The organism is Sporosarcina sp. FSL W7-1283, assembly GCF_038003105.1.
Lineage (GTDB): Bacteria > Bacillota > Bacilli > Bacillales_A > Planococcaceae > Sporosarcina > Sporosarcina newyorkensis.
The window spans coordinates 620,475-634,784 of the sequence record NZ_JBBOOL010000001.1; the positions used below are offsets into that span (position 1 = coordinate 620,475).

General features: G+C 45.6%; 15 protein-coding genes. All 15 read left to right on the plus strand.

Annotated features, from left to right (window positions below; genetic code table 11):
* Positions 1-56: 56 nt before the first annotated feature.
* The 15 genes from MKY93_RS02965 to atpD all read left to right on the plus strand — a co-directional run bounded on the left by MKY93_RS02965 (position 57) and on the right by atpD (position 14,307).
* Positions 57-503, plus strand: a complete 447-nt coding sequence (locus MKY93_RS02965) for a low molecular weight protein arginine phosphatase (protein ID WP_221835138.1) — start codon at positions 57-59, stop codon at positions 501-503.
* Positions 500-1,798 carry a methyl-accepting chemotaxis protein gene (locus MKY93_RS02970; RefSeq protein ID WP_340758195.1) on the plus strand — a complete coding sequence of 433 codons (1,299 nt, stop codon included), beginning with the start codon at positions 500-502 and terminating at the stop codon, positions 1,796-1,798. The genes MKY93_RS02965 and MKY93_RS02970 overlap by 4 nt, the downstream gene beginning before the upstream one ends.
* A gap of 605 nt (positions 1,799-2,403) precedes the next feature.
* The gene (rpiB, locus tag MKY93_RS02975; protein WP_009766213.1) at positions 2,404-2,844 is read left to right on the plus strand and encodes a ribose 5-phosphate isomerase B; all 441 of its coding nucleotides are present in this window, start codon (positions 2,404-2,406) and stop codon (positions 2,842-2,844) included.
* An 18-nt stretch (positions 2,845-2,862) separates the two neighbouring features.
* Positions 2,863-3,408: a TIGR01440 family protein gene (locus MKY93_RS02980; RefSeq protein ID WP_139365943.1), complete on the plus strand. Its 546-nt coding sequence runs from the start codon at positions 2,863-2,865 to the stop codon at positions 3,406-3,408.
* 55 nt (positions 3,409-3,463) lie between these two features.
* Positions 3,464-4,717, plus strand: coding sequence for a serine hydroxymethyltransferase (gene glyA / locus MKY93_RS02985; protein ID WP_078817029.1), 1,254 nt, complete (start codon positions 3,464-3,466; stop codon positions 4,715-4,717).
* A 265-nt stretch (positions 4,718-4,982) separates the two neighbouring features.
* Positions 4,983-5,612: a uracil phosphoribosyltransferase gene (upp, locus tag MKY93_RS02990; protein ID WP_040758508.1), complete on the plus strand. Its 630-nt coding sequence runs from the start codon at positions 4,983-4,985 to the stop codon at positions 5,610-5,612.
* Between the two features lie 15 nt (positions 5,613-5,627).
* Positions 5,628-6,746, plus strand: coding sequence for a non-hydrolyzing UDP-N-acetylglucosamine 2-epimerase (gene wecB / locus MKY93_RS02995; protein ID WP_078817030.1), 1,119 nt, complete (start codon positions 5,628-5,630; stop codon positions 6,744-6,746).
* A 1,053-nt stretch (positions 6,747-7,799) separates the two neighbouring features.
* Positions 7,800-8,168: an ATP synthase subunit I gene (locus tag MKY93_RS03000; protein ID WP_078817031.1), complete on the plus strand. Its 369-nt coding sequence runs from the start codon at positions 7,800-7,802 to the stop codon at positions 8,166-8,168.
* Positions 8,169-8,200: 32 nt separating this feature from the next.
* Positions 8,201-8,911, plus strand: a complete 711-nt coding sequence (gene atpB, locus MKY93_RS03005) for a F0F1 ATP synthase subunit A (protein ID WP_040758506.1) — start codon at positions 8,201-8,203, stop codon at positions 8,909-8,911.
* Between the two features lie 60 nt (positions 8,912-8,971).
* The gene (atpE, locus tag MKY93_RS03010; protein WP_009766206.1) at positions 8,972-9,184 is read left to right on the plus strand and encodes a F0F1 ATP synthase subunit C; all 213 of its coding nucleotides are present in this window, start codon (positions 8,972-8,974) and stop codon (positions 9,182-9,184) included.
* 150 nt (positions 9,185-9,334) lie between these two features.
* Positions 9,335-9,886, plus strand: coding sequence for a F0F1 ATP synthase subunit B (gene atpF / locus MKY93_RS03015; protein ID WP_139365944.1), 552 nt, complete (start codon positions 9,335-9,337; stop codon positions 9,884-9,886).
* Positions 9,883-10,419 carry a F0F1 ATP synthase subunit delta gene (locus MKY93_RS03020; protein ID WP_078817032.1) on the plus strand — a complete coding sequence of 179 codons (537 nt, stop codon included), beginning with the start codon at positions 9,883-9,885 and terminating at the stop codon, positions 10,417-10,419. The genes atpF and MKY93_RS03020 overlap by 4 nt, the downstream gene beginning before the upstream one ends.
* Positions 10,420-10,443: 24 nt before the next feature.
* Complete coding sequence (gene atpA / locus MKY93_RS03025) at positions 10,444-11,955, plus strand: F0F1 ATP synthase subunit alpha (RefSeq protein WP_009766203.1); 1,512 nt, start codon at positions 10,444-10,446, stop codon at positions 11,953-11,955.
* 43 nt (positions 11,956-11,998) lie between these two features.
* Entirely contained in the window at positions 11,999-12,856 is an 858-nt protein-coding gene (gene atpG / locus MKY93_RS03030; RefSeq protein WP_009766202.1) for an ATP synthase F1 subunit gamma, read from the plus strand.
* Between the two features lie 35 nt (positions 12,857-12,891).
* Entirely contained in the window at positions 12,892-14,307 is a 1,416-nt protein-coding gene (gene atpD / locus MKY93_RS03035) for a F0F1 ATP synthase subunit beta (RefSeq protein WP_009766201.1), read from the plus strand.
* Positions 14,308-14,310: the final 3 nt, after the last annotated feature.

The following is a 14,310-nucleotide window of genomic DNA, read 5'->3' on the forward strand; positions in this document are numbered from 1 at the left end:
CAATTAGTGTTTCTTTTCTCTCATAAATCCGTTATTATTTATAGTAGGTGAGGAAAATGAATATTTATTTTATTTGCACAGGTAATACATGTAGAAGTCCTTTAGCGGAAGCTCTGTTGAATAATGAAAAGTTGCCGGGCGTCACGGCAAAATCTGCAGGCATCCACTCAATGGATGGACTGCCGATTTCCGTGAATTCCGCTCAATTGCTGAAGGAAGCCGGAATTCCGTACAGTGAATTTTCAAATGAACTCAAGTTCTCTGAAATGCAGTGGGCTGACCTCGTCCTGACAATGACAGTTGGCCACAGGGATTTCCTGCACAGCAGCTATCCCGAAATGAAGGAAAAGATTTTCACATTAAAGGAGTATGTAGGGGAGAAGAATGGTTTTGACGTCCATGATCCATATGGTGGCGACTTAGCGACATACCGTACAACGTTCATGGAACTAACAGAACTTATTAAAGCGGTAACCCGAAAGCTCTCGGAGGGAAATTTATGACGGAAACAAGAACAAGGAAAGTGGGTCTGCGAAAAAAGTTTGTCTATTTTATCGTCATTCTCGCAGTCATCACTTATTCAACGAGTGCGGTGTTCATTAATTGGGTACAACCGACATTCTTCCCCAATGTAAAGCCATTTGTATTTCAACTGATCACATATGCTCTTGGCGTTTTATGGTCAGGTATTTTGGCGGCATTATTCAGTGTGATTTTAACGAAACCATTGCAGCGATTGGAAACAGCTGCGATGAGAGTAGCAGATGGGAAGATTGGGCACGATATCGAACTGTCAAATTCATCTGATGAAATTCATTCAGTCGCGAAAGCATTCCGGCAAGTTGTCGTGAACTTGCGGAGCATCATCGAACAAATCGAATCAAACTTTCAAACGACCGTTCAATCAGTAGACGCGTTGACGAAAGAGACAAGCTCGGCATCCGGTCAATCGGACGCCATCGCGCGTACAATCGGAGAAATTTCCAATGGGGCAGAATCAACAGCAAGCGCAATCCAGGAAACGGTCGGAGCAATTGAAGATGTTCGTCAATTGGCTATGGAAGTCAACAGTCGGGCGGGCCAATCTTCGGAGCACTCCAAAGCGATGCTGCAAGAACTCCACACGACCACAGATGTATTCCAATCGGTGTTGGCGGGTATCCATCAAATGACGGAGCAGAGCGAACATTCATTGGAAACAATCCAAGTGCTAGATGAAAATGCACATAAAATTGGAGAAATCGTCGAACTGGTCGGTAACATCGCAGGACAAACGAACTTACTGGCGCTCAATGCATCCATCGAAGCGGCACGTGCAGGAGAACACGGAAAAGGCTTCGCTGTCGTGGCGGAAGAAGTACGTAACTTAGCCGATGAAAGCGCAAAAGCTGTTCAAATGATTTCCACACTTGTTCAAAGCATCCAAGCAGACGTCAAAAAAGTCGTTTCCGAAATGAAACAACAAGTCGACACAGCTTCAGCCGAGGCAAAACGCGCAACGAAAACAAACGAAAACGTACAATCCATGACCGAAACAATTCACACGATGGCAGCCTCGGTCGTAGAAATCAGTGAAATCGTCAGTCAGCAAATGCAAAAAATTGAACTAACAGCCAAACAATCCATGGAAGTCGCATCCATCGCAGAAGCTACTTCAGCGGGCGCAGAAGAAGTACGAGCCGCCACAGAGGAACAAGTCGCTTCCATAGAACAAACTGACGCCAAAGCGATGGAACTTAAAGTACAATCCGAAGAACTCTACAAAGTAATCCGCAAATTCGATCGCTCGGTTGATTGATGGATTAATAGGTGGACAGGCTACTATGAAGTCAGGAATTATTGACTATTCATAGGGGCCTGTTTTTTTATTCAGGGGGTATGCGAAACGGGTGGAAAGGTTCGGTGTCCGACTTGTTTGGTGCGGATGAGACAAGGATTGGTTCGGTGCAGTGCTGTTAACGTGCGGTCCAAAAGGTTTTTGGTTCGTTCTGGCAATGCTTTGGTGCGGTGCTGTGAAATTTTGGTTCATTACTCGGCTTCTCTTGTCTGGATGCAAAAGTTAAAGTATTGATGTAGCATTTACTTCATCACCTAGCTTTGTTTATAATATACGATTCCCTATTCAATGGGCTAAACTAGTTGATTGTAGCGGAAGATGGGCGACTCACCCGCGCCCCGCGGAAAGCGTCCCATCTGTAGCGGAAATCAACGGTAGCAAACCCGTCACCCTAATTCGAAAACACACGGACGTTAATCGTCTTTAAGTTGATAAATATTCGTGTTTTTGACGAATCTCCCTAATTCAGACATGAAAACCTCAAAAATAATGCAGTAAAACCGATGATTTTTTTATTGAACAGTGGTAGAATAAGCGATAAGTAAAAATAGAAATGAGGGTGCGCAGTGAAAGTTGCAATTTCTTCAGACCATGGAGGCAACCAACTCCGAAATGAAATCACCAATCTATTGACCGAACTCGACATAGAATTTGTCGACTACGGACCAGATTCCGGCGCTTCCGTCGACTACCCGGACTACGCAGTACCAGTAGCCAACGACGTAGCAGCAGGAAAAGCCGACCGCGGAATCTTGATTTGCGGGACTGGCATCGGCATGTCGATTGCAGCGAACAAAGTAAAAGGCATCCGCTGTGCACTCGTACATGACGTCTTTAGTGCAAAAGCAACACGAGAACATAACGACTCCAACATTCTTGCGATGGGCGAGCGTGTCATCGGGCCTGGTCTTGCGCGCGAAATCGTCAGCACTTGGCTTGGAACTGAATTCGAAGGCGGTCGTCATGAACGCCGTATTGATAAAATGATGGACTTGGAAAAGCAATAATGAAAGTGGGTGGAACATGTGGATGCGATTGAATTATGGAAATTGCAACTCGAACAGGCATTGACTGAGTTTGCGGAACAAGCGCCACCTGCAGCTAATACGATTTTCGTCGTTGGCTGCTCCACGTCTGAGGTAGCAGGTGCGCGGATCGGTACGAACGGCGCGCTGGAGATTGGTGAAGCATTATTCGCACCGCTTCGGAAATTTGCAGACCAGCATCAGATTCATTTAGCATTTCAAGGCTGCGAGCATATTAATCGCGCTGTCACAATTGAACGCAAGACAGCCCAACAGTTTCAATTGGAACCTGTTTCTGTCATACCGGTCGTCAATGCGGGCGGCTCCATGTCTGCGTACGTCTATCAGCAATTCAAAGATCCGGTAGTAGTGGAGTCCGTACAGGCAAACGCCGGTATTGACATCGGCCAAACCTTGATAGGCATGCAATTGAAACCTGTCGTCGTGCCGATTCGCACATCCATTAAACAAGTCGGTGAAGCAATCATCACACTGGCCACGACACGACCGAAATTGATCGGCGGAAGTCGTGCGCAATACGAATGAAATGTGTACAATACAAGATAGCATACAAAACATCAGAAAAAGGGGATACTAACCAATGGACTTAAGCAATGTACAACGCGATGACTCGGCTGTTTTTGAAGCGATCATGGCTGAAAAGAACCGTCAAAATTCCAACATCGAACTAATCGCATCAGAAAACTTCGTTACACAGGCAGTCATGGAAGCACAAGGATCATATTTGACGAATAAATATGCAGAAGGCTATCCGGGACGCCGTTATTACGGTGGCTGTGAACATGTCGACGTTGTGGAAAATATCGCACGCGACCGCCTGAAAGAGTTATTCGGTGCAGCCTATGCAAACGTGCAGCCTCACTCAGGTGCACAAGCAAATATGGCAGTCTACTTTACAGCACTAGAGCCGGGCGATACAGTGCTTGGAATGAACTTATCCCATGGCGGTCACTTGACGCACGGTTCACCTGTAAACTTCTCTGGTATTCTATACAACTTCGTAGAATACGGTGTAAGTAAAGAAGACGAAAAAATCGACTATGAAGACGTTCGTCAAAAAGCGCTTGAGCATAAACCGAAAATGATCGTAGCTGGTGCGAGTGCGTATCCGCAGGAAATCGACTTCGCAAAATTCCGTGAAATCGCGGATGAAGTCGGCGCATATTTGATGGTCGATATGGCGCATATCGCAGGCCTTGTTGCAGTAGGCGAGCACCCGAATCCAGTGCCACACGCACATTTCGTAACGTCCACAACGCATAAAACATTGCGTGGACCACGTGGCGGTTTGATTTTATTGAACGAAGAATTCGCGGAAGAATTTGGCCGCAAAATCGACAAAACGGTATTCCCTGGCGTTCAAGGCGGTCCATTGATGCACGTTATCGCTGCAAAAGCTGTTGCATTCAAAGAGGCGCTAGAGCCGGAATTCAAAACATACATCCAACAAGTGAAGAAAAATGCGAAGGCATTGGCAGAGCAATTTAACAAGGAAGGTATTGATGTAGTTTCAGGCGGCACGGACAATCACATCGTACTTGTGAAGTTGAAATCACTTGGTTTAACAGGAAAAGTTGCTGAGCATGTATTGGACGAAGTTGGCATTACAGTGAATAAAAACACAGTGCCTTTCGATACAGAAGGACCATTCGTCACTTCAGGTATCCGCATCGGTACGCCTGCTGTCACAACACGTGGATTCAAAGAGGAAGACATGCAAGAAGTCGGCCGCATCATTGCGAATCTATTGAAAAACCACGAAGATGAAACTGCAAAAGCCGAAGCACGCAAAGCAGTAACAGCTCTTACAGATCAACATCCTTTATACGCATAAAAATCAAGCGTCTGACCATTGTGTCAGGCGCTTTTTGGAGTGTAAAATGTCTATGTATGATCACTTAGACGGTGTGTATGAGCGAGAGTAGGGATTTTATGATCGAGAATCGATAGTTTATGAGCGGCAATACGTCTTATACGAGCACGTGAAAGATTTTATGAGCGCGCTGCAAAAGTCTGAATCTAAAAACATCTGACATATCTGCGCCTATCGCATGATTTCTGTTATAATGTACAAGATATTCCGAAAAGGAGCGAAACCAATGGCAAAAGTACATGTATTTGATCACCCATTAATTCAGCACAAACTGACGTTTATTCGAAAAGCAGATACAGGCACGAAAGAATTCCGTGAATTAGTCGATGAAGTATCGACGCTAATGGCATTCGAGATCACACGTGAGCTGCCGCTTACAGAAATCAACATCCAAACGCCGGTATGCGAAGCAACTTCCAAAGTATTGGCAGGTAAGAAATTAGGAGTCGTTCCAATCCTGCGTGCAGGAATCGGAATGGTAGAAGGGATCTTGAAATTAATTCCGGCTGCTAAGGTAGGACATGTTGGTCTTTATCGGGACCCAGAGACGCTAAAACCAGTGGAGTACTATGTGAAATTGCCTTCTGACGTATCAGAACGCGAATTCATCGTAGTGGACCCGATGCTCGCAACAGGCGGCACAGCGATTGAAGCGATCAATTCATTGAAAAAGCGCGGTGCGGTTAATATTAAGTTCATGTGTTTGGTCGCGGCTCCTGAAGGCGTCGAATTACTGACTAAAGAGCACCCTGACGTTGATGTCTATATCGCGGCTTTGGATGAAAAGTTGAACGATAAAGGGTATATCGTGCCTGGACTTGGTGACGCAGGTGACCGTTTATTCGGCACGAAATAATGGAGGGAACATTCATTGACTAAAAAGTGGAAAGTGATGACGATTTTCGGCACAAGACCGGAAGCGATTAAAATGGCGCCGCTAGTTCTAGAACTAGAAAAGTATCCCGATCAAATCGAATCCATCGTTACTGTCACTGCCCAGCATCGGCAAATGCTCGATCAGGTGCTGGAAACATTCAAAATCAAGCCGAATTATGATTTGAATATTATGAAGGACCGGCAAACTCTAATCGACGTGGCGACACGTGGTTTAGAAGGTCTCGACAAAATTATGAAAGAATCCAAGCCCGATATCGTGCTCGTTCACGGAGACACGGCGACGACATTCATCGGCAGTTTGGCTGCATTTTACAATCAAATCGCTGTTGGTCACGTTGAAGCGGGATTGCGTACGTGGAATAAATATTCTCCATATCCGGAAGAAATGAACCGCCAATTGACAGGCGTCATCGCCGACTTACATTTCGCACCGACTGAAAAATCAGCACAAAACTTGCTGAATGAAGGCAAAAATGAAGAACGCATTTTCATCACAGGCAACACAGCGATCGATGCACTTCAGACAACGGTCGATCCGGATTATCATCATCCGATTTTCGATCGACTCGGCGACGACCGTTTGATCTTGCTGACAGCACATCGCCGGGAAAACCTTGGAGAACCGATGCGCAACATGTTCCGCGCGATTAACCGTCTGCTCGACAAGTATGATGACATTCAAGTGATCTATCCTGTGCATATGAACCCGGCCGTGCGTGAAGTGGCGGATGAACTGCTGGGGAACAACGAACGGGTGCACTTGATTGAGCCGCTAGAAGTGCTGGATTTCCACAACTTTGCTGCGCGTTCGCATATCATTCTTACGGACTCCGGCGGTATTCAAGAAGAAGCACCTTCCCTCGGAAAACCGGTCATCGTCCTGCGAGACACGACCGAACGCCCAGAAGGCATCGAAGCAGGAACGTTACGCTTGGCTGGAACAGATGAAGAAACCATCTTCGAGCTAACCGACACGCTCTTATCAGACCATGCCGAGTACGAAGCAATGTCTAAAGCCTACAATCCATACGGCGACGGCCACGCATCCGAACGCATCGTCGAATCTTTATTGAAATATTTATCTTCATTATAAGAAACATAAACCCAGCAGAAGGAGAATCTTTTGCTGGGTTTTTCGTAAAAGGGGAAAGGAGACTTGGGGTTGTGGTCCGGGATTTGCGCTCCAGACGGTACGCTTTCCGGAGGGCGTGGCCTTGAGCCTCTCCTCGTTCGCTACGCTTCCTGCGGGGTCTCAAGACGCACGCTAATCCCCCAGGAGTCGACCGTCTTCCGCTCCAATCCTTAGTTCGCTTGCAGAATCATATAGCGTACTTTTTATAGTTATTTAAAATCTGAGAAGACTAGCCATTGTCAGAGTACAAAACGGGCATCTCCCTTTGACTAAATTCAAGTGCATTAAACGAACTCACGGACAATAAGCCTTTAGGCAATGCTATTTATCATTCGCTTTTGAACTTTGGTCACTATCTTAAGGAAGCATCACTTTATTGCTTAAAAATTACAGTGAACTAACCATTATACTTCCTGTTTAAAAGTAGGGATTGGAGCGGCGGGTGGCGACTCCGGCGGGATTAGCGCGACAGGTGAGACCCTGGACTGAGCGAAGCGAAGGAAGCGGCTCACCGCGCGCCCCGCGGAAAGCGTCCACCCAGAGCGCAAATCCCCGGACCGCCTAGCTAAGTCACCAACCCTCTTTCAACCAAGCAAAAAAAGCAACAAAAACTTTATAAACAAATATGTCGAATGTTTGACAATGCGAACACTTTGTGAATAATTTATCTTGAATCAATTGACATAAAAAAACCCCTATTGTATGCTAACAAAGGGTAAGATTGATAAGGAACTCATACATATCTTAGGTAAAGAAATGATGTTTTCGAGCTTTCTAGTCTTTCCACCATGAACGCCTGCTAGCCTCTTTGACTGCGTTATGCAAAGCAACGCTACCTGGTGAACAAAAAGGCGTTTCACTTACAATTTCCAGATTCCAATGCAAGGAATCTATGTCGTAAAAGAATGATGGAAACGACAAAGTCTAATCACGTTCGACACTTGTCGAAAAAACTACTGAGCACTTCACCAAAACCACTTGGAATCCAAATACGAAATAGGAGAATCACCGACAATGCAAAGTATGCAGGAAATTTTCAATCGGCAAAAGAAGAGCTTCTTTTTTTTGCTTGCATTGTTTGGGCTCGGCTGGTTCTTTTTGGACTACCGGACAATCTTCGCGGGACTCATCTTAGGTTCATCTTTCGGAATGTACAACTTTTGGATTTTGGTGCGGCGGATGGAACGATTTGATCGGGCCATTACCGAAGAAAAGCGTGCGAAGTCATTAGGGATGGGCTTACGTTTTGCATCAGGTGTAGCGGCGGCAGCCATTGCACTTTCTCTGCCGGAAGAGTTTGATTTGATCAGCACGGTAATCGGGTTAATGGTACCTTATGTATTGCTGTTCACTGATCGTCTGCTGTTCCATGGGAAGCATTGACACTTTACTAGCAAGGGGAGGTGAACAAAAACGTGAATCATGAAAATCCACAGTTTGTTTTATTCGGAATTGGGTTTAACCCTTCGAATATATTGATGCTGTTTGTGACGTGTCTGGTCGTTTTCTTGATTGCAGTAGCATCCACTCGGCGGCTTCAAATGAAACCAACGGGCATGCAAAACTTCATGGAATGGGTCATGGACTTTGTCAAAGGCATCATTAAAAATAACATGGACTGGAAAACGGGAGGACGCTTCCACGTACTAGGGATCACCTTAATCATGTTTGTCTTCGTGGCGAATATGCTCGGATTGCCATTCGCAATCGTCTGGGACGATCAACTTTGGTGGAAATCTCCGACAGCCGATCCAGTTATCACGTTAACCCTCGCTTCTACAGTTGTTGCGTTAACGCATTTCTATGGCGTCAGACAGCTTGGACTTGGTGGGTATCTTAAAACATACGTCCAGCCGATTCCTTTCTTGGCACCACTGAAAATCATTGAGGAATTCGCAAATACGTTGACACTCGGTCTTCGTCTTTACGGTAACATCTTTGCAGGTGAGATCTTGATCGGTCTTCTTGCGACACTCGGTGCAGGAAGCGTCTTCGGTTTAGTCGGAGCTGTGATCCCGGCACTTGCATGGCTAGGTTTCTCCGTGTTCATCGGAGCGATCCAAGCATTTATCTTTGTTATGTTAACGATGGTCTATATGGCTCACAAAGTCAGCACGGACCACTAAACATAGAAATACCCTATTTAGGGAAACCAAAACTATACAAATATTAGGAGGAAATACACTATGGGTTTATTGGCAGCAGCACTAGCAGTTGGTCTAGGTGCACTTGGCGCAGGTATCGGTAACGGTTTGATCGTTTCTAAGACAGTTGAAGGGATCGCTCGTCAACCAGAAGCACGCGGCGTTCTTCAAACAACAATGTTCATCGGGGTTGCATTGGTTGAGGCACTTCCAATCATCGCAACAGTTATCGCGTTTATCGTAATGAACAAATAATTTTCGAATTATATGGCGAAGCACGTAGTATAGGTCTTCGCCATTGCTTTATGTGGATAAATAGTTGAAACATCTGAACATAGAATAATTTTGCCAATCAGGCAGAAGACTGAAACGAAAGAGTCATGAGCTCTTGAAGGGAGTGAAACAATCGTGTTGGATACCTTCGTCCTCTTATCAGCAAACGCTGACGCAGGATTTTTAGCAAGTTTGAACCAGCGACTCAATTTAGGTGACATCATCGTCACTGTCGTATTTTTCACGATTCTCATGGTACTTCTCAAGAAGTTCGCATGGGGTCCGTTAATGGGCATAATGGATCAACGGGCGCAATTAATCGCTACGGAGATCGAACAAGCCGAAAAAAGCCGTCAAGAATCTGCAAAGCTTCTTGAAGAGCAACGTGCTCTATTGAAAGAAGCACGCGACAATGCACAATCTATCGTCGAAAACGCTAAGAAACAAGGTGATACTCAACGTGAAGAGCTGATTACGGCTGCACGCGCTGAAGTAAGCCGAATGAAAGAAGCTGCTACTCTCGAAATCGCTACAGAAAAAGAGAAAGCAGTGGCTGCAGTTCGCGAAGAATTCGTATCTCTATCTATTTTGGCTGCGTCTAAAGTTCTTGGAAAAGAAATTTCCGAAGACGATAACCGCGCATTGATCGAAGAAACGATTGTGAAGGCAGGCGAAGGGCGATGAGCCAATCGGTAATCGCAAAACGTTATGCCGTTGCATTGTTTGATGCTGCACAGGAAAAACAACAAGCTCTTGCTGTGCAAACAGATTTAAAAGAGCTGAAGAAGATTTTTGAAGGGGAAAAGGAATTGAGTGAGATGCTAATTTCTCCAAAATTCTCGATCCAAAAGAAGAAACAATTAATTGGGCAATTTTTCAGTGAAGCAAATCCGCTCGTATTGAACACACTATATGTTCTAATCGACGCGGGGCGTATTGGAGAAGTACTGAACGTTATCGAAGATTACCAGGACATTGCAAATGAAGCATCCGGTGTCGCCGAAGCAAAAGTATACTCTACACGTCAATTGACGGTTGAAGAGAGCAATGCGATTTCCACTGCCTTTGCACATAAGGTCGGGAAGCAATCATTGCATATCGAAAACTTGATTGACCCAAGCCTAATCGGAGGCATCCGCCTTCAGATCGGCAACCAAATTTATGACAGCAGCATCAGCGCAAAGCTGGCGCGTCTTGAACGTCAATTAATCAATTAATTTGAATTAAGAGGGGTGACATACATGGGCATCAAAGCTGAGGAAATTAGCGGTCTGATTAAACAGCAGATCGAAAATTATCAGTCTGAAATGGAAGTAAGTGAAGTAGGTACTGTAATCCGTGTAGGTGACGGTATCGCACTTGCTCATGGCCTCGACAATGTCATGGCGGGAGAGCTTCTTGAGTTCTCTACCGGCGTAATGGGTCTGGCACAAAACTTGGAAGCGAACAACGTAGGTATCGTTATCCTCGGGCCATACACAGACATTAAAGAAGGCGATGAAGTACGTCGCACAGGACGTATTATGGAAGTACCAGTCGGAGAAGAATTGATCGGCCGTGTCGTCAATTCACTTGGACAACCAGTTGACGGACTAGGTCCTATCAACACAACAAAAACACGCCCTATCGAAAGCCCTGCACAAGGGGTTATGGCGCGTAAATCTGTTCATGAACCGTTGCAAACAGGAATCAAAGCGATCGATGCGCTTGTTCCGATCGGCCGTGGACAGCGTGAATTGATCATCGGTGACCGTCAAACAGGTAAAACAACTGTTGCGATCGATGCGATTCTAAACCAAGCAGACCAAGACATGATCTGTATTTATGTAGCGATTGGACAAAAAGAATCCACTGTTCGTGGCGTAGTAGAAACATTGCGTAAAAACGGTGCTCTTGACTACACAATCGTTGTAACAGCATCTGCATCAAGCCCGGCGCCAATGCTTTATTTGGCACCATATACAGGTATTTCAATGGCAGAAGAATTCATGTTCGCAGGCAAGCACGTACTGATTGTTTATGATGACCTATCTAAACAAGCAGCAGCTTACCGTGAACTTTCCTTGCTACTTCGTCGTCCTCCAGGTCGTGAAGCTTATCCAGGGGATGTCTTCTACCTACACAGCCGCCTGTTAGAGCGTGCTGCGAAATTGAACGACTCTTTAGGAGCAGGTTCAATCACTGCACTACCATTCGTTGAAACTCAAGCAGGAGATATCTCTGCTTATATTCCAACAAACGTAATTTCCATCACGGACGGACAAATCTTCCTTCAATCCGACCTCTTCTTCTCAGGCGTACGCCCTGCAATCAACGCAGGTCTTTCCGTATCCCGAGTTGGTGGTTCGGCGCAAATTAAAGCGATGAAGAAAGTTGCCGGTACACTTCGTTTGGATCTTGCTGCATTCCGTGAGTTAGAAGCATTCTCACAATTCGGTTCGGATCTTGATCCGTCTACAAGAGCGAAACTGGACCGCGGTCAGCGTACAGTTGAAATCTTGAAGCAGGACTTGAACAAACCATTGAAAGTCGAATACCAAGTTATCAGTCTATATGCACTGACACGCGGTTACCTCGACGATATTCCAGTAAAAGACGTACTGCGTTTTGAAAGTGAAATCACTAGCTGGTTAGAATCAAACCACACGGAAGTTTACGATCACATCCGTACAACAAAAGATCTTCCAGCGGACGACGTAATGAGCGCAGCGTTCAACGAATTCAAGAAAAACTTTGTGACTTCTGAAGCGTAATTTTTCTCTTGATGGATCTTAAAATAAAGGTGGTGAATAGCCAGTGGCGTCCTTACGCGAAATAGAAAGCCGTATTGCTTCAACGAAAAAGACGAGTCAAATCACGAAAGCGATGCAAATGGTCTCTGCTTCCAAACTGAACCGTGCTGAAATGAACGCTAAGAAATTCGTTCCCTACATGGACAAAGTGGAAGAAGTGGTCGGTGCCATTGCATCCGTAACGAAAGATTCCGGGCATCCTCTTTTAACTGCACGTCCCGTTAAGAAAACTGCGTACATCGTAGTGACTTCTGACCGTGGACTCGTAGGTGGATACAACGCGCACATTTTCCGTGCCGTAACCCGCGCAATCGAACAACGCCACAAGTCAAAAGACGAAGTGGTCATTATTGCGATTGGTCGAAAAGGCTATGAATTCTTCAGTCGTCTTGGATTCAAGATTGAAGAAAGTCTGATCGGGCTTTCGGATCACCCTCGTTTTGAAGAAGTAAAAGATATCGCGAATCGGGCTGTTGGCATGTTCACAGAAGGCGTTTATGATGAAGTGTATTTATACTACAACCACTTCATCTCCGCCATCTCCAACGAAGCAACTGAACGTAAATTGCTTCCACTCACAGATATTTCATCCGTATCTGCAACTTCATCTTATGAGTTCGAGCCTTCTGCTGAAGCGATACTCGAAACCCTTCTCCCGCAATACACGGAGAGCCTCATTTATGGAGCAGTACTGGATGGAAAAGCGAGCGAACATGCTTCCAGTATGACAGCGATGAAGACGGCGACAGACAATGCGTCTGAACTAATCGATTCGTTAACATTACAATTTAACCGTGCACGTCAAGCAGCGATCACTCAAGAAATCACAGAAATCGTAGCCGGCGTAGCAGCACTTGAATAAAAGATTTGAAGGAAAGTAAGACAGGAGGGAAAAGCATGAGTAATGGACATATTCTTCAGGTTATGGGTCCGGTTGTTGACGTTAAATTCGAAGACGGTCAGCTTCCTGCAATCTATAACGCATTGAAGGTAAATATCGACCGCGGAAACGGCGAGGTCGAAGTGTTGACTCTAGAGGTGGCACTACACCTTGGTGACGACGCGGTTCGTACGATTGCAATGTCCTCGACAGATGGTCTGAAACGTGGTACTCCAGTAGAAGATACAGGCGCACCTATTTCTGTTCCAGTCGGAGACGTTACACTCGGACGTGTATTTAACGTACTAGGCGAGGAAATCGACCTAGCTGAGCCAGTTCCAGCTGATGCACAACGTGATCCAATTCACCGTTCTGCACCTACATTCGAACACCTTTCCACAGAGGTTGAGATTCTGGAAACTGGAATTAAAGTAGTTGACTTGCTTGCGCCATACATCAAGGGTGGTAAAATCGGACTCTTCGGTGGTGCGGGAGTAGGTAAAACAGTTCTAATCCAAGAATTGATCAACAACATCGCACAAGAACACGGTGGTATTTCCGTATTCGCAGGTGTTGGAGAACGTACTCGTGAAGGTAATGACTTATTCTTCGAAATGACAGACTCAGGCGTTATCAAGAAAACGGCAATGGTCTTCGGTCAAATGAACGAGCCACCTGGTGCGCGTATGCGTGTTGCACTTTCGGGCTTGACAATGGCTGAACACTTCCGTGATGAGCAAGGACAAGACGTTCTATTGTTCATCGATAACATTTTCCGCTTTACACAAGCAGGTTCTGAAGTTTCTGCCCTTCTTGGACGTATGCCTTCTGCGGTTGGTTACCAGCCGACATTGGCTACAGAAATGGGTCAGTTACAAGAACGAATCACTTCTACAAATAAAGGTTCCGTTACATCGATCCAAGCGATCTATGTACCAGCGGATGACTATACGGATCCAGCTCCGGCAACAACATTCGCTCACTTGGATGCGACAACGAACTTGGAGCGTAAGCTTTCTGAGATGGGTATCTACCCAGCAGTAGATCCGCTTGCTTCATCTTCTCGCGCATTGAGTGCTGAGATTGTTGGAGAAGAGCACTACCGTGTAGCACGTGAAGTTCAGACGACGCTTCAGCGATACCGTGAATTGCAAGACATCATTGCAATCCTAGGTATGGATGAGTTGGATGAAGACGACAAGCAGGTTGTTGACCGCGCGCGTCGTATCCAGTTCTTCTTGTCTCAAAACTTCCACGTAGCTGAACAGTTTACAGGACAAAAAGGTTCTTACGTTCCAGTTGCTGAAACAATTAAAGGCTTCGGAGAAATTTTGGAAGGTAAGTATGACCACTTGCCGGAAGATGCATTCCGTTTGGTCGGACGCATCGAAGAAGTTATCGAAAAAGCAAAAGGCATGGGCGTAGAAGTCTAAGAA